16 protein-coding genes and 1 pseudogene are annotated in these 14,695 nt (G+C 63.6%); all 17 read left to right on the top strand.

The window, feature by feature from the left end:
• Positions 1-19: 19 nt before the first annotated feature.
• The gene (locus tag KLP42_RS10250; RefSeq protein WP_502941289.1) at positions 20-1,330 is read left to right on the top strand and encodes a phage major capsid protein; all 1,311 of its coding nucleotides are present in this window, start codon (positions 20-22) and stop codon (positions 1,328-1,330) included.
• Between the two features lie 62 nt (positions 1,331-1,392).
• A complete protein-coding gene (locus tag KLP42_RS10245) occupies positions 1,393-1,617 on the top strand; it encodes a hypothetical protein (protein WP_215566390.1) in 225 nt (74 codons plus the stop codon).
• Positions 1,618-1,647: 30 nt separating this feature from the next.
• A complete protein-coding gene (locus KLP42_RS10240; protein ID WP_215566388.1) occupies positions 1,648-2,019 on the top strand; it encodes a hypothetical protein in 372 nt (123 codons plus the stop codon).
• Between the two features lie 8 nt (positions 2,020-2,027).
• Positions 2,028-2,636, top strand: coding sequence for a hypothetical protein (locus KLP42_RS10235; protein ID WP_215566386.1), 609 nt, complete (start codon positions 2,028-2,030; stop codon positions 2,634-2,636).
• Complete coding sequence (locus KLP42_RS10230; protein ID WP_215566385.1) at positions 2,633-2,959, top strand: hypothetical protein; 327 nt, start codon at positions 2,633-2,635, stop codon at positions 2,957-2,959. The genes KLP42_RS10235 and KLP42_RS10230 overlap by 4 nt, the downstream gene beginning before the upstream one ends.
• Positions 2,959-3,669 (top strand): hypothetical protein, encoded by a 711-nt coding sequence (locus KLP42_RS10225; RefSeq protein ID WP_215566383.1) that lies wholly within the window; start codon positions 2,959-2,961, stop codon positions 3,667-3,669. Before KLP42_RS10230 ends, KLP42_RS10225 begins: the two co-directional genes overlap by 1 nt.
• A gap of 9 nt (positions 3,670-3,678) precedes the next feature.
• Complete coding sequence (locus tag KLP42_RS10220; protein ID WP_215566381.1) at positions 3,679-4,131, top strand: DUF4128 domain-containing protein; 453 nt, start codon at positions 3,679-3,681, stop codon at positions 4,129-4,131.
• Between the two features lie 57 nt (positions 4,132-4,188).
• Positions 4,189-5,418, top strand: coding sequence for a phage tail tube protein (locus KLP42_RS10215; protein WP_215566379.1), 1,230 nt, complete (start codon positions 4,189-4,191; stop codon positions 5,416-5,418).
• Between the two features lie 20 nt (positions 5,419-5,438).
• The gene (locus tag KLP42_RS10210; protein WP_215566377.1) at positions 5,439-5,654 is read left to right on the top strand and encodes a hypothetical protein; all 216 of its coding nucleotides are present in this window, start codon (positions 5,439-5,441) and stop codon (positions 5,652-5,654) included.
• Positions 5,655-5,746: 92 nt separating this feature from the next.
• Positions 5,747-6,178, top strand: a complete 432-nt coding sequence (locus KLP42_RS10205) for a hypothetical protein (RefSeq protein ID WP_215566376.1) — start codon at positions 5,747-5,749, stop codon at positions 6,176-6,178.
• Positions 6,178-6,522 carry a phage tail assembly chaperone gene (locus tag KLP42_RS27395; protein WP_215566374.1) on the top strand — a complete coding sequence of 115 codons (345 nt, stop codon included), beginning with the start codon at positions 6,178-6,180 and terminating at the stop codon, positions 6,520-6,522. The genes KLP42_RS10205 and KLP42_RS27395 overlap by 1 nt, the downstream gene beginning before the upstream one ends.
• Before the next feature lie 48 nt (positions 6,523-6,570).
• Positions 6,571-7,293: pseudogene (locus KLP42_RS27390) on the top strand (phage tail length tape measure family protein); the annotation flags it as partial.
• 543 nt (positions 7,294-7,836) lie between these two features.
• On the top strand, positions 7,837-9,960 hold the full coding sequence (locus tag KLP42_RS26890) for a C40 family peptidase (protein WP_252192895.1): 2,124 nt from the start codon (positions 7,837-7,839) through the stop codon (positions 9,958-9,960).
• Positions 9,957-10,379 (top strand): hypothetical protein, encoded by a 423-nt coding sequence (locus KLP42_RS10190; protein ID WP_215566370.1) that lies wholly within the window; start codon positions 9,957-9,959, stop codon positions 10,377-10,379. Before KLP42_RS26890 ends, KLP42_RS10190 begins: the two co-directional genes overlap by 4 nt.
• A gap of 41 nt (positions 10,380-10,420) precedes the next feature.
• The gene (locus KLP42_RS10185; protein ID WP_252192894.1) at positions 10,421-10,900 is read left to right on the top strand and encodes a hypothetical protein; all 480 of its coding nucleotides are present in this window, start codon (positions 10,421-10,423) and stop codon (positions 10,898-10,900) included.
• Positions 10,897-11,319, top strand: coding sequence for a C40 family peptidase (locus KLP42_RS10180; protein ID WP_215566366.1), 423 nt, complete (start codon positions 10,897-10,899; stop codon positions 11,317-11,319). Before KLP42_RS10185 ends, KLP42_RS10180 begins: the two co-directional genes overlap by 4 nt.
• Positions 11,319-14,687, top strand: a complete 3,369-nt coding sequence (locus KLP42_RS10175) for a TipJ family phage tail tip protein (RefSeq protein WP_215566364.1) — start codon at positions 11,319-11,321, stop codon at positions 14,685-14,687. The genes KLP42_RS10180 and KLP42_RS10175 overlap by 1 nt, the downstream gene beginning before the upstream one ends.
• Positions 14,688-14,695: the final 8 nt, after the last annotated feature.

Below are 14,695 nucleotides of genomic sequence, written 5' to 3'. Positions count from 1 at the left end.
AAGCCAACAGGACAGAGCCATGAGAATGAAGCACCACTTGCTGGCCAATGCCAGCATCCTGGGCGCGATGACGCCCAATGAGCGCAAGGCTGGACGTTATCTGCGCGATGGCACCGGCCATCCGCCGACCAAGACGGCGGAGCAGCTGGCCACCGAAGTCAAGGGCATGATCGACACCGCCGTGGACAAGGTGAAGGCGATCGCCGAAGAGGCGCTCGGCAAGGCCAAGTCCGGCGAGGCGCTGACCAATTCGCTGAAGGAAAAGGCGGATGGCGCGCTCATCGACATGAACGCGCTGAAGGAGCAGCTTGCCGAGATCGAGCAGAAGATGGCGCGCGGTCCGGGCAACGGCGCCACGCCGGAAAAGTCCTTCGGTGAGCAGTTTGTCGAAAGCGACGGGTTCAAGGCCTGGAAGGAAACCGGCTTCTCCAAGAATGCGCGCGGCGCGGATCTGAAGGTGAAGGCCACGCTGACCTCCGCCACGACGAGCTCCGTCGGTTCCGTCGGTGACGCCATCGCTCCGACGCGGCTTGCCGGCATCCAGGAGCTTCCGCAGCGTCGCATGACGGTGCGCAGCCTGTTCACGCCGGGCCAGATGGGCGGCAATACCATCGAGTACGTCAAGGAAACCGGCTTCACGAACGGCGCCGACACGGTGGCGGAAGGTGCGGCAAAGCCCTCGTCCGACATCACGCTGGACCTGATGACCACCTCGGCCAAGGTCATCGCGCACTGGATGAAGGCCTCCAAGCAGGTCCTGGACGACATCCCGCAGCTGCGTTCCATGATCGACGCCCGCCTGGACTACGGTCTGGCGCTGAAGGAAGAGCAGCAGCTGCTGTCCGGCGACAATACCGGGCAGAACCTCTACGGGATCATTCCGCAGGCATCGGCCTATTCGGCTCCGATCTCGATTGCAGACCAGACCATGCTGGATGTTCTGCGCCTTGCAATGCTGCAGGCGGCGCTGGCGGAATACCCGGCGACCGGCCACGTGCTGAACCCGATCGACTGGGCAATGATCGAAACGATGAAGGACGGCATTGGCCGCTACATCATCGGCAATCCGCAAGGTTCGACCGCGCCGACGCTGTGGCGTCTGCCTGTCGTCGATACGCAGGCCATTGGTGTTCGCAAGTTCCTGACCGGCGCCTTCCGGCAGGGTGCCCAGCTGTTCGATCGCTGGGAGTCGCGCATCGAGGTCGGCTACGTCAACGACGACTTCACGAAGAACCTCGTGACGATCCTTGGCGAAGAGCGCCTTGCGCTTGCCGTCTACCGTCCGGAGGCCTTCGTCTACGGCGATTTCGACGTGGCCCTGGCCGCCTGAGGCTGATCGCATCGACGGGCGGGCACTTCGATCGCCCGCCCTTTCTCCAGAGGGAGATCCCCATGGCAGATGAACAGGAATGGAAGGTGCTGCGCGCCCATGACGGCGACCGTTGGTATGCGGAAGGCGAAACGCGCATCGGCACCACGGCCGACCTCGGCCATCTCGCACCCCGCACACTGGAGCGTATCGGACCGGCCAAGGCCGCCGCCACGCTTCGCAACAAGGCTGCTCCGCCGCTGGAAAACAAGTCTTCCACAAACGGCAGCACCCGCAAGCCACGATAACGGGCCACCGGTCCACGAAGGGAAAAGACGATGAAGCGTTTCAAGGTTAACATCACCACCGCAGCCGACGGCTCGGCGGTAGCCTATACGCCCCGGTTCTCGGGCAAGATCCACCAGATCGAGTATGTGAAGCCGGGATCTGGCGGCTTCGACAACGGGGTGGATTTCACGGTGACCGGCGAGGCGACCGGCATCAGCCTCTGGGCACAGAACGATGTCAATGCATCGGCCGTGGTGGCGCCGCGCATGCCGACGCATTCGCAGGCCGGTGTCGCCTCGCTCTATGCCTCCGGCGGCACGGCGGTTCAGGCGCCGATCGGGCTTGCCAATGATCGCGTCAAGATCGCCATCGCCTCCGGCGGCAACGCCAAGACCGGCGCCTTTCACATCGTCGTCGATTGAGGCTGCCGATGAGCATCCGGGTCATCGTGCCGCCTGATCCTCTTGTCGAACCGGAGGACGTTGGCGGTGGCACCAATGCGGAGATCATGATTGCCGCCGTGACGGCTGCGATCGATGGCCCGGATGGCTGGCTTGGCCGTGCGCTTGGCCCGCAGACGCTTGAGCTCGGGCTCGATCTGTGGCCATGCCGGACACTTCGCCTGCCGTATCCGCCGCTGATTGCGGTGGAGGGCGTCTACTACACGGACGTGAATGGCGACGAGCAGGAAGTTGCCCTTGATGTCTGGGGCAATACGGCCGCTCACGTCTGGTTCAAGCAGTCATGGGCGATGCCTGCTCTTGCGGAGATACCGGACGCCGTGCGCATCCGCTATCGCGCCGGCTATGATGGCGTTTCCGTCATGGATGGCGGCACGGGCGCCGTGCCGCCGCAGGTAAGGCAGGCCATCATCCTGTCTGTCCAGCACCTGCGGTCGATTGGCGCGGAAAACCTGTTCCTGCGGGCCGAGGAGGTCGAAGGCGTCGGCCGCACCGAATATACGGTCTCGGAACAGGCGGGGCGGATCATCGAGGCGGCCTGCGAACGCTTGCTGTTCGGCCTCAAGGTGTTTGCATGACGCCCGATAACGCCATTGCCATCCTCGATCGCGCGCTTGCCCGCAATGGCCAGACGGTTTCCCTGCGGCGGGGCAACAGCGCCGCAGGCGAACAGGTAATGCAGGCCTTTGTGCGTGGTGTCACGGCCGACGAGGTGGTTGGCACCATCACGCAGTCGCACAAGAAGGTGACGATCTCTCCCAGCGGACTGCAGGGGGCCGATCTGCCGGCGGTGGGTGCCCGCGTGGTCGTCGATGGCGTGCCGCGCGCCATCGAGATTGCCCCGGAGGTGATCCGCATGAATGACGTGGTGGTGCGCATCAACATTCTGGTGAAGGGCTGATGGCGCGGCGCGTCCTGTCCATCGGCGAGACCGTCCGCGTCCTGAAGCAGGATACGGAAGATGCGACCCGGGATCTGCTGGTTCGCACGGCAAAGCGGGAGCACGCCAAGGTGATGGCGGCCGATCCCAAGCCGCAGGCTTTCGTCCGGATCGTCGATGGCGTGCTCGGTGCGCCGGAAGAGCGCGCGCGGCCGGATGGCGTGATCGTCTACCAGTACCAGCGGTTTGACGAAATCGTGCAGTTCGCCATGGAAACGCTGTTCGACCTGTCACCGGTTCTCTCCGGCGACTACCGCAATGCCCACATGATCACCATCGACGGTGTTCCGGCTACCGGCCTGAAGGACTGGAAGCCGGGATCCGAGATCACGATCCTCAACCCTTTGCCATACAGCCGCAAGATTGAAGTCGGCTCGATGACGATGCGGGTGGCGGGGTCGGACAAGGTCTACCAGCAGGCGCGGCGCATCGTGATGGGGCGCTTCGGCAATGTGGCAAGCATCCAGTTTACCTATCGGGCTTTCATCGGCGGCAACAGCATCAACCAGGCCAAGGCGCCGTCATCCGGGAAATCCTGGTGGCTTGGTCACGACGGCGAGGCGCGTGCCGCTTCGGGCGTGGTCGAAAGCAGGATTGCCCGCACCCATGGCGCCACCGCCCACAATCAGCGCGACGTGCGGTTTCCGGCGCTGGTCATCACAGAACGGTAAGAGGGCACCATGGCGAGCTATGCAGGCGCGGAAGCGGCGATCCGTGCACGTCTGGAGGCCGGCTGGCTGACGACGCGCGTCACCTTCCAGAACGAAGATCCGGCCGCGCCGTGGCCGCCGGTCAATAGTCAGGGCGAACTGCAGCCATGGGCCAACCTGGAGATCGAATGCATCGGCAGCGAAATCGTGGGGCAGGGGCAGCCCGGCAATCACGTCTACCGTTATGACGGGCTGATCATGGTGCATGTCTTCACGCCACGGGGCAGCGGCACGGCGCTCGGCAAGGAATATGCGGTCGCAATCGGCGAGATCTTCCGCCGCAAGAAATTCTACGAGGATGCGCCCGGCTGCTACGTGCGCACCGAAGATCCCTATCCGGCGGGCGGCGCCAGCCGCTCCGATGACGGAAACTGGTTCGGCACGACCATGACGTGTCCGTTCGTCTACTGGCATCGCGGCTGAGGCCGTCATCATCAACATCAACCCGCCTCGATGCGGATATGACTGAGGAGCGCTCTGATGAGCTATTCTGAGAACTGGAATGGATATGTGGCCCTCAAGCAGCAGTCGGCGAAAGGGGCGCAGGCCAGCGGAACCGACGGACTGGTCCTGTGGACCACAGGCGGGCAGGGCGGCCAGCTGACCAAGCAGGCCGTGCAGTCGCAGCTGGTGCGGCGCGACGGCCAGCAGCAGCGGGGCCGGCATGGCTCGCGCCGCACCACCGGCACCTATGCCAGCGAACTGGGGCTCGGTCGCGCCGATCCGATCCTGGAGGCGCTGATGCGCAACAGCTGGTCGTCCGCCGATCTGGCGATCACGCAGGCTGCGATGACCAGCGTGACGACCGGCGCGAACACCATCGTGGCGGCGGCCGGCAGCTGGATCACGCAGGGGCTGCGCGTCGGTGACGTGGTGCGCGCCACGGGCCTGCCGGATGCGGCAAACAACAACCGCAATCTGCGCATCACGGGGCTGACCGCCACCACGATCACCACGGCCGAAACGCTGACGGCCAATGCCTCGCCCGATACCACCTTCACCATCACGCGGCCGGGCCGGGTGCTGATCAACGGCGGGGCCGGCGCGCTGACGAAATCCTATTTCACCATCGAGGAGCACGAATACGATCTCGACGCCTCGGAAGTCTTTACCGACTGCCGCTGGTCGCGCTTCACGCTGCGCATGAACGCCGACGGCCTGCTGGACTGCGAATATGGCTGGACCGGAACCGGTGCGCTCGACGTCAAGGAAGGGTCTGCGGCTCCGCACTTCACCAGCCCTGTCGAGCCGACCTCCGATTCGCTTGCGGCGTCTGAAGCGGTGCTGCGCTTCGGGTCCGGCGACGAACTGGACCTGACGAGCTTCGATATGACGCTCGATCTGCAGGCCTCGGCACCTTCGGTGATCAGCCCGACCAAGCTTTCGCCCGATGTGTTCCTCGGCACCATGCAGCTGTCGATGAACCTGACGGTGTTGCGCAAGGATCTGCAGGCGCTCGCCGATCTCAGCGCGGAAACCCAGCTTTCGCTGCACCTTCTGGCGCAGGAGGGCGAGGCCGCGCCGGCCGACTTCGTGTCGTTCGTGGTGTCCAATTTCACGCTGGGCAGCGTCGCCAAGTCGGCGCTCAGCAAGACCGGCGGCGCCCGGACCGTGACGCTCGGCATCCCCGCCGATCTCGTCGGCAAGGATACGCGCGGCGGCGCCTTCGACCCCACCACCCTGAAAATTCAGGTCAGCAACGCGACCTGACGAACCGGAAAGGATTTCCCATGGCAACCAGCCACGAACAGGCCGTTCGCGATGCCGCGACCGCGCTGCATGAGGCCATCGCCGAAGCCTGTGCGGCAGGCCTGCACATCACCTGGCCGCGCTCCGTGCACGGCCTTCCCACGCTGGCGATCAGCCAGTCCGCCGTGCTTGCACCCGAACCGCAGGCGCCGGCCGAGGTGGCGGGAGAAGTGAAGACAAAGGCCGGCAAGGCCTGACGAGATCGGCGCCGACACGCCGATGAAGATTGCGCGCAATGGCGGGAGGGGATGTCGGCCCCTCCCGCTTCTTAACCGACAAGGAACACCACATGAGCAATGTCATCGATATTTCCGCACATCTGCCGATGGAGACCGCAACGGTGCAGATCAAGGCGCCGGATGGATCGGACATGGGCTGGAGCGTCACACTCGCTGGCCCCACGCATCCGAAGACCGTGGCGCTGAATGATCTTATCGCTGATCGGAACCTGAAGAAAAGCCGCGACATCGAAGCATCCCAGATCAACAGGAAGCCCTATGAGCCACCTGTTATTTCACCCGGTCAGATGCGCCGCGAAGCTGCATCCGACATGGCTGCTCGGATCATTGACTGGACGCCGATCCAAGTGAATGGCGAGGTCTATGATGTCTCGCGTGCAGCAGAGCTTCTGGTTCTGCCTGGCATGGAATTCGCGGTTGCGCAGATCCTCGAAGCAATCACTGTCGAAAAGCTTTTTACGAGGCGCTCCGCCAGCGCCTGATGGCCTATGCGGAGCGTGCCTTCGCGCTCGCGGCGGTGGGTGATGAAGGCGTCTCCCTCCGCGCGCAGCTGGAAGGCCAGCTGAAGCGGACGAAGAAGCCGCAACGGCGGGCGGAAATCGAGGCGGAACTAACCCTGCCGCCTTTTCCGCAAACTTTGGCGCATATCTGGCAGGCCTATCATCGCCTGCGGGCGCGCACGGCCGCAGGCTTCTCCGGGCCTCGGCCGATCACCTGGCCCGACATCGAGGCCTTTCTTCGACAATCCGGCATGCGCTTCTCGCCCTGGGAAATCGAGATCCTTGAGGCGCTGGACGATGCCTTCCTGACGGCCGTCAAAACCTAGGCGGCCGTCTGTTCCTGTCACTTTGCCGCGCTTGCAGGAGCCGCCGTCATGGCCAATGAGCAGAGAGTTGTCGAGCTTGTGATCGATGCCAGCGGCACGATTACAGGGATGAAGCTTGCGGAAAACGCTTTCGACCACTTCGGACAACGCGCTCCGGACATTCTGGAAAAGGTAAGGCAGAAACTGGACGAACAGGCCGTTTCGTTTGGGGCAAAAATGCCGAAGTCCCTTGCCGGTATCGAATCCGGTATCGAGAGGCTTCAAGCTAAGTACGACCCGCTCCTTGCGCAAAACAAGCGGTTCGAGCGCGAAATGCTCTATAGTCTTGATCTCGTCGGCAAGGCGGTCATGACGGGTGTCGTCAATGAGCAGCAGGCCAATTCGATCATCTCCAGCATCAGGCAGGAGCAGATCAAGAAGAATAACCAGCTGCGTGACTCGCTGCTGGGTGTCAACAATGCGATGAAGGCGCAGGTTGCCGCGAACGAAAACGTGCGGGGCCATGCAGGTAGCTTCGATACGACAAACGTTGCCTATCAGTTTCAGGATATTGCGGTGACGGCGTTCGGCGGCATGAATCCGTTGATGATCGGCCTCCAGCAGGGCACGCAGTTGTCTAGTGTCATTGCAGGAATGGAAAAGCCTGTGTCAGGTCTGGCGGCGGCATTTATGTCGCTTCTCAGCCCTGTTTCTCTTGTGACAATCGGTCTGACGGCGGGCGCTGCGGCTCTGATCCAGTATTTTGCCAACTGGAAATCCGGTTCTGACGGCATGTCTGCGACCTTGAAGGAGCATGCAGACCTTATTCGGCGCGTTGCTTCTGGATGGGGTGATGCGGTCCCTCAGGTCAAGTCCTACGCAGATGAGCTGGATCGTGCGCAAAAGATAAAAGACCGTTTGGCCGCTGGAAGCGCTGGCGCAAAAAACAGCCTGGAAAATGCTGATCCTTTGCTCAAGCGGCTTGCTGAGCCATATGCTGCTGCGCGCCGTGAATTGGTCGGCGCTGGTGCGGATGCAGATCCGCTGCTTCGGACATTCACGTCTTCAATGTCTGATCTGCAATCCAAGCTACTGGAGGGAAGTGCCACAACCGATGATCTCAGCAGCGCGCAGCGCAAGCTTGCGGAGGTGGTTGATCAGTTCGGCTCTCCAGCACTCAAGAGATTTTCCGAACGATTTTCGCAGCTTGCGCCTGAAATCAGGGCCGCAACGGTTGAGGCCGATAAATTCAGGCGTGAGGCTTCCGGTGTTCTGACTGAAGTCTGGCCGCGTCAAGGAACATATGATGGCGTAGACCGCTCTCCTGACGGTCGGATGCAGAACATTCAATTACCGCTCAATGTTCCCGTCCCAACGCCGCGTCCTTCGCGCGGGCTGGATGTCGATCGTGAATTTCTCGACAGACTGGAAATCGAAAACCGACGTCGCATGCAGGCGGCCGATCTCGCCTCGATGCGGGCGCGCTCGCCGATTGAGCTTGCGGAGGCGGCAGCCGCGCGCGAGCGGGCAGCCATCAACTTCGGCGAAAGCGATGCGTCGCGCGAAAGCCGCATCAGCCTTGCCTCCAGCCGCGCGCGGACGGAAGCCGAATACCGGCTGTCCGAAGCGCAAAAGGAGCGGGCGCGGTCGCTGCTGGAAACGGTTGCCACGCAGCAGCTGGAACTGACGATGATCGGCCGCACGCGCGGCGAGGTGGTTGCCCTGCAGGCGGCCTACGGCCTGACGGCCCAGCTGCGGGCCGATGCTGCCCGCAACAACATTGCCGTTGATGAGCGCGAACTGCAGATGATCCGCGACAAGGCGGCCGAGCTCGGTCGTATCGCCGATCTCTCCGCACGCGCCAGCCTGCGCAACGACGTGCTGTTCGAGCGTGCCCAGATGCAGCGCTCCGCCGAAGACCAGGCGGTTGGCGCGCGGCTGCGGGGCGCCGGCCTTTCGGTGGATTTCGGGACGCAGGAAGCGCAGATCATCCGAGAGAACATCCGCATGGGCGAGCTTCGCGCTGGCGTGCGCGGCTTCTTCTCGGATTTTCAGGACGGGTTGTTGCGGGGCGACAAGTTCGGCGCGACGCTGGCGAACTCCATTTCGCGCGCGCTGTCCAATCTGGCGACGCGCTATACCGATCGCGCCTTCGACAGCTTCACCAATTCGCTGATCGGCAGCCCGCTCGGCCGCAGCATGTCGTCCATCGACGATGTGCTGTTGCGCCGCATCGACGGCAGTCCGTCGATCTACGGCAACGTGGCCAATTCCCCTTTGTATGGCGGAGCCTATGCGGGTGGCGGAATTTCTGCCTTCACGTCCTCCGCCGTGGACCGCGCCATGGGCCTGCTCGGGCAGACGGAAACGGGCAGTTCGGCCTCGATCAACGGGTTCCTGCGTCAGGGTGGCGTTGATATCGATGCGGCCCGCACCGCCTGGTGCGCGGGTTTTGTGAACTCGGCGCTGCAGCAGGTCGGCGTGGACGGCACGGGATCTCTGGTCGCCAATTCCTTCCAGACCTGGGGCCGGTCTGTCGATCCGACACAGGCGCTGCGCGGTGATGTGCTGCTGCAGTCGCGCGGGCTGGGGCGCAATGCGCTGGGCGGCCATGTAGGTTTTGCCACGGGCGCGTCACGGATGATGGATGGCCAGCTGCAGCTGCAGATGCTGTCCGGCAACCAGAATGATTCTGTGATGACCAGCTGGATCAACGCCAATCAGCTGCAGGTTCGCCGTGCAACGGAAGCGGCCACGTCGCTGGGACGGCTCGCCTCGTCGTCTGGTATCGCAACCCAGAACCTCGGCATTCTCGGCAATGGCGTCGGCCAGCTGGGCAACAGCCTGAGCCAGATCGGCAATATCGCGGCAACCGGTGGCGCCGGGACGGGCGGCGGCCTGTGGTCGTCCATTCTGGGCGGCTTTGGCCGCATGTTCGGCGGGATATCGCCCACCAGTTCGCTGTGGTCTGCCAATACCACGCTCGGTTCGTTCCTGATCCGCGGCTATTCCAGTGGCGGTCCAACGGGCGGTTCAGATCCTGGCCGTGTGGCGGGTCTTGTGCACGAAAAGGAATATGTGTTCGACGCAGCGACGACGGCACTGATCGGCGTGCACAATCTGGACGCCCTGCGGCACATGGCGCGCTTCGGCGGCAAGACCGGCTTCGATGACGGCGGCTATGTGATGCCAAACCATGTCTGGCGACAGGCTGCGGCTTCCGTTGCTGCCTCCGAGCGCATGAGCGCACCGGCTCCCGCGCCGCGCGTCAGCGTCAACATCATCAACAATGCCGGCGTCAGCGTCGAGACGCGCGAGACGACCGATGAATATGGCGGCCAGCAGATCGAATTCGTCCTGTCCGAACAGGTCGGGCAGGCGCTGACCAAGCGCGGCGGCGCTGCGGCCGATGCACTCGAAAAGCAGTTCGGCGTGCGCCGGAAGGGGCCGCGTCGATGACGGTTGCCGTCTGGCCTTCCGAACTGCCGCCGCCGGAGCAGCAGGGCTACAAGAAGACCGCGCAGGATCCGCGCCAGAAGCGGGCGGGGGATATCGGCCCTGCCGGCTATCGCCGTCGCTTCTCCGGCGTGGCGCGGCCGGTGTCGCTGTCGTTTCTGCTCGATCGTGGACAAAAAGCGCGCTTCGACCGGTTCTACGAGGAGGAAACAGGCTTCGGCACGATCTCCTTCGATATGCCGGACCCGACGACGGATGGCTGGCCGGCACTCGACAGCAATGGGGAGCAGATGCTGGACAGCGAGGGGCGACCGATGCTGTTGACGCGCATCTGGCGTTGCAAGTTCGCGGACGGCGCCCCGGAGGAAACTGTCGTCGATACGCAGTTCCGTGTCACGTTTTCCATTCTGGTGATGCCATGAGGCGGTTATCGCTCAACGCGCGCGCTGCGCAGGATGCCGATATGACCGGGGAGGTCTATGTCGCGCTGTTCTACGTCGAGCATCCGTTGCTGGAGAGTCCGATCCGGCTTTCGACGGACTGGACAGAGCGGCTTTCGGATGATCCGGAAATCTACGGCACCCGCTCCACCTGGATGACCGAAGATCCGGAGGCGGACCCGTTCTATTTCGTGGTGGCGTCCACGGATCTGCCGTCGGACATCGACGATACGCCAGCCTCCGGCAATATCGTGCTCGACAACATCGATCCGGAAATTGCCCGCCTGCTGCGCAGCTTCACGGATCGCGCCACCATTCATATGGCTGTCGTTCTGGCCGAGACGCCCGACATGGTGGAGGCGGAATACCGGGACATGTCCATCCTGTCCGCCGACATCACCTCCGGAGAGGTGGTCATCTCCTTTTCGCGCGAGGATGTGGAGCTTGAATATTACCCATGCGACCGGATGACCAAGGACCGCTTTCCGGGGCTGCACCGATGAGCGCGGCACACTGGGCAAGCGCCTATGTCGGCATACCCTATGCCGAGTTCGGTCACGACGAGCAGGGCTGCAACTGCTGGGGGCTGGTGGTGCTGGTCTATGGCGCTGCGTTCGGCATCCGCCTGCCGACCTATCACGGTTGCTATGCCTCGATCGAGGAGCGGCGGGAAATTGCCGGGCTGCTCGACAATGAGCGCGGCTCCCCAAGCTGGCGGCGTGTCACGGAAGCGCGGCCCGGTGATGTTGCGGTGTTCCGGCGCGGCGCGCTGGAAACGCATGTCGGGCTGGTGATCGATCCGGGGCGCATGCTGCACGTCACCGCCGACGACCAGTCGAAAATCGAAAGCTACACGACCGGCGCCTGGAAGCACCGGCTGACCGGCATTTACCGCCACACAGACAGGATAGATCATCCCTGATGCCACCGATTGCCGTGACACACGTTCCCGTGCCCGACACCGTGCCGGTGCTGGCCGCGCCGCTGATCGATCCGGGCGCGCGCCGCGTTGAGCTCGATCTTCCGGCCGGTCTGACGATTGCAGAGATCATCCAGCGTGCGCTGCCCAAGGCCACACTCGACGACATCAGGCATATGCGCGTGGTCCTGTTGTCGGATGCGGGTTGCGCGGCTGTAGAGCCTGCCCACTGGACCAGGGTGCGACCCAAGCCCGGCGTGCGGGTGGTGATCCGCATCGTGCCGGGAAAGAATGCCTTGCGCTCGATCCTGCAGATCGTCGTCTCAATCGCGGCGGTGGCCCTCGGGCAATATTGGGCGGCCGGGTTCTTCGCGGCCGGCACGACCGGCTTTGCCATTACCTCGGCATTGATCGGAATCGGCGTTTCCGTCCTTGGCAATCTGCTGATCAATGCCCTGATCCCGCCGCAGACGCCAAAGGACCGTAACGGCAATCCGACCTATTCGATTACCGGATGGCGCAACCGGCAGGAGCCGAACGGCGTGCTTCCCGATGTGGCCGGAAAAATCCGGTTTGCGCCGCCGTTTGTCGCGCCGCCCTATTCGGAAATTGTCGGCGACGTGCAGTACCTGCGCTGCATCCTGGGGCTCGGAATCGGACCGGTCACGATTTCCGGCATCCAGGTTGGCGACACGGCGCTGACCGAATACGACGAGTTTCAGGTGGAGACGCGCGAGGGTCTGTCCACGGATGCACCGATCTCGCTCTATCCCAGTCAGGTTGTCGAGGAAAGCGTGGGTGCCGAACTGGCGCGGCCGCTCCCACGCAATGATATCGGCGAGGTGATCTCGGGGCCGGCCAAGGAAACGCCCGTGATCCGCACCACGGGGCCGGACGCCAGTGGCGCCTCGATCATCCTAGGCTTCTCGGCGGGCCTCGGCCGCGTGGACAACGACGGCAACGTTAAAACCGTCACGGTGGCATTCCGCATTCGCCAGCGGCCGGCAGGTGCTGGCGACGATGCATGGCAGACGGTAGAAACGCTGTCGATCACGTCCAGCAAGCTGGAGGGATTCTTCCGGCAATACACCTGGAACTTCGCAACGCGCGGCCGATACGAAATCGAAGTGACGCGCATGACCGACGAGACCACCAGCACGCAGGTGCAGAGCCGGTCTTCCTGGGTGGCGCTGCAGACGCTGCGGCCGGAATATCCCCTGAACATCGCCAAGCCGATGGCGCTGATCGGGCTTCGGATCAAGGCGACCTACCAGATCAACGGGCAGCTGGATAACGTCAACGCACTCGCCTCGCGCCGATGCCTCGACTACGACCACACGACGGGTACATGGATCGAGCGCGAGACCAGCAATCCGGCTTCGATCTACCGGCTGGCGCTGCAGTCCGCAGCCAATCCGCGACCCGTGAGTGATGCGGGCCTTGACCTCGGCCAGCTGGAGGACTGGCACGATTTCTGCCGGCTGAAGGGCCTGAAATACGACCGCGTGCATGAGGAGGAGAATGCGCAGCTGCGGGACGTGCTGACGCAGATTGCCTCGGCCGGCCGCGCTCTGCCGCGCCATGACGGCGTGCGCTGGGGCGTGGTGATCGACCGGCCGCAGACACTGGCGGTGGATCACATCAACAGCCGCAACAGCTGGCAGTTCAAGGCCAGCAGAACCTATATCGACCCGCCGCATGCCTTCCGCGTGTCCTTCCAGGATGCCACGAACGATTACAAGCCGGCGGAACGGATCGTACCGTGGCCGGGCCATTCCGGCGCGATCACCAAGACGGAAGCGCTGGAACTACCGGGAAAGACCGATCCTGCCGAAATCTGGCGCGAGGCGCGGCGACGCATGTACGAAGCAATCTACCGCGCCGATGTCTATACCTGTTTGCAGGATGGTCTGGTGCGTGTGGCGACGCGCGGTGACCTGGTGATGCTCAATACGGATGTGCTGGAGCGCATGCAGTCGTCCGCGCGCGTCAAGTCCGTCATGGGGCGCGCGATTGAACTGGACAACGATGTCTCGATGCTGGCGGGACAGAGCTATGCCATGCGCTTCCGGGTCTTCGCCGATGAGAGTGATACGATCGGCTACAGCGTCGTGCGTGCCATCGTCACGCAGCCGGGGCAGCACCGTCTGGTTCTGCTCGATGCCGTGGGCACGCAACTGCCGGCCGTGGGAGACCTGGTGCAGTTCGGTCCGGCGCTGGCGGAGAGTTTCCCGGTTGTCGTGACAAGGGTGGAGGCGGGCAGGGATTTCACGTCCACCTTCCGCATGGTGGATGCAGCGCCCATCATCGACGAATTGACCGACGAAGAAGTGCCGCCCGCCTGGACCGGGCGCGTGGGCGCCGAGATCGACAGTGGCGATATCCTGCCGCCCGCGCCGGTCTTTACCTCGGTGCGCACGGGTGTTTCCGGGGCAGGCGAGGCTGGCTCCTTCATCGCGACGCTTGTGCCCGGATCCGGTGCTGTGGTGACGGCAAAATACAGACTGCAACACCGCCTGTCCGGCGCCTCCGTCTGGACAACGGTCGAATTTCCGGCGGCTGATGGGGGGATCACTGTCGGGGGATATGTCACGGGCAACCCGGTTCAGATGCGAGCGGCCGCCATTGCGCCGGACGGGACGGTTGGCAATTACACGACCGTGATCACCGTCACGATCGGCGCGACGGATGCGGCACTGCCTGCGGCCATCGATGATGCGAGCGTCAGTACCGCCGCCTTCCTGGGCAGCGCAGCCATCATCTTTTCCACTTCGGCCGACAGTGCCACGACGCAGGTCAGGGTCTATCGCTCTACCAATTCGACGCTCGATTCCGGCGATCCTGTCGTGGCGACCCTCGATGTCACGCCATCCCGCTCCTATACCGTACTGGACGGCGATACGACGCGCGTGACGCTGTTGCCGAATGGCAGCTTTGGCGATGCCAGTGCCTGGAGCCTTGGGACAGGCTGGAGCATTGCCGATGGCCTGGCAACGCATGCGCCGGGGACGGCGTCCTCCATCGTCGATAGTGTGTCGATGGTTGCCGGGAAATATTATCGGCTTGCGTTCCGGGTGCTCGATCTCGTGGCCGGGACGCTGACGCCGCAGCTGCAGGGCGGATCTGCCGTCAGCGGCGTCGCCCGCTCCGCAAACGGACTTTATTCCGACAGGCTTCTGGCAGCGGGCGGCAGCACGGCTCTCGGCTTCCTCGCCTCGTCCGCCTTCGAAGGCTCGCTCGACGATGTCGTGCTTTTCGAGGAGACGGCGACATGCCTGTCGGCCGGCACCCATTACTATTTCATTCAACCCCTCAACGCTGACGGCGTGGGCGGCCCTGTGTCCGGCCCGCACCCCGTCGTCATCCGATAGGAGATCCA

Source organism: Rhizobium sp. CSW-27, from assembly GCF_018760785.1.
Classification (GTDB): Bacteria; Pseudomonadota; Alphaproteobacteria; order Rhizobiales; family Rhizobiaceae; genus Neorhizobium.
The sequence above is the reverse complement of the archived record's forward strand: the minus strand, read 5'-3'. Positions and strand labels throughout refer to the sequence as shown.

What these genes read in the sequence shown, in the direction of transcription:
- KLP42_RS10220 (WP_215566381.1), top strand. Translation starts at nt 3,679, where the DNA reads ATGGCGAGCTATGCAGGCGCGGAAGCGGCGATCCGTGCACGTCTGGAG.
- KLP42_RS10180 (WP_215566366.1), top strand. Translation starts at nt 10,897, where the DNA reads ATGAGCGCGGCACACTGGGCAAGCGCCTATGTCGGCATACCCTATGCC.
- KLP42_RS10240 (WP_215566388.1), top strand. Translation starts at nt 1,648, where the DNA reads ATGAAGCGTTTCAAGGTTAACATCACCACCGCAGCCGACGGCTCGGCG.
- KLP42_RS10205 (WP_215566376.1), top strand. Translation starts at nt 5,747, where the DNA reads ATGAGCAATGTCATCGATATTTCCGCACATCTGCCGATGGAGACCGCA.
- KLP42_RS10185 (WP_252192894.1), top strand. Translation starts at nt 10,421, where the DNA reads ATGACCGGGGAGGTCTATGTCGCGCTGTTCTACGTCGAGCATCCGTTG.
- KLP42_RS27395 (WP_215566374.1), top strand. Translation starts at nt 6,178, where the DNA reads ATGGCCTATGCGGAGCGTGCCTTCGCGCTCGCGGCGGTGGGTGATGAA.
- KLP42_RS10210 (WP_215566377.1), top strand. Translation starts at nt 5,439, where the DNA reads ATGGCAACCAGCCACGAACAGGCCGTTCGCGATGCCGCGACCGCGCTG.
- KLP42_RS10235 (WP_215566386.1), top strand. Translation starts at nt 2,028, where the DNA reads ATGAGCATCCGGGTCATCGTGCCGCCTGATCCTCTTGTCGAACCGGAG.
- KLP42_RS10230 (WP_215566385.1), top strand. Translation starts at nt 2,633, where the DNA reads ATGACGCCCGATAACGCCATTGCCATCCTCGATCGCGCGCTTGCCCGC.
- KLP42_RS10225 (WP_215566383.1), top strand. Translation starts at nt 2,959, where the DNA reads ATGGCGCGGCGCGTCCTGTCCATCGGCGAGACCGTCCGCGTCCTGAAG.
- KLP42_RS10215 (WP_215566379.1), top strand. Translation starts at nt 4,189, where the DNA reads ATGAGCTATTCTGAGAACTGGAATGGATATGTGGCCCTCAAGCAGCAG.
- KLP42_RS10250 (WP_502941289.1), top strand. Translation starts at nt 20, where the DNA reads ATGAGAATGAAGCACCACTTGCTGGCCAATGCCAGCATCCTGGGCGCG.
- KLP42_RS10190 (WP_215566370.1), top strand. Translation starts at nt 9,957, where the DNA reads ATGACGGTTGCCGTCTGGCCTTCCGAACTGCCGCCGCCGGAGCAGCAG.
- KLP42_RS10245 (WP_215566390.1), top strand. Translation starts at nt 1,393, where the DNA reads ATGGCAGATGAACAGGAATGGAAGGTGCTGCGCGCCCATGACGGCGAC.
- KLP42_RS10175 (WP_215566364.1), top strand. Translation starts at nt 11,319, where the DNA reads ATGCCACCGATTGCCGTGACACACGTTCCCGTGCCCGACACCGTGCCG.
- KLP42_RS26890 (WP_252192895.1), top strand. Translation starts at nt 7,837, where the DNA reads ATGCAGAACATTCAATTACCGCTCAATGTTCCCGTCCCAACGCCGCGT.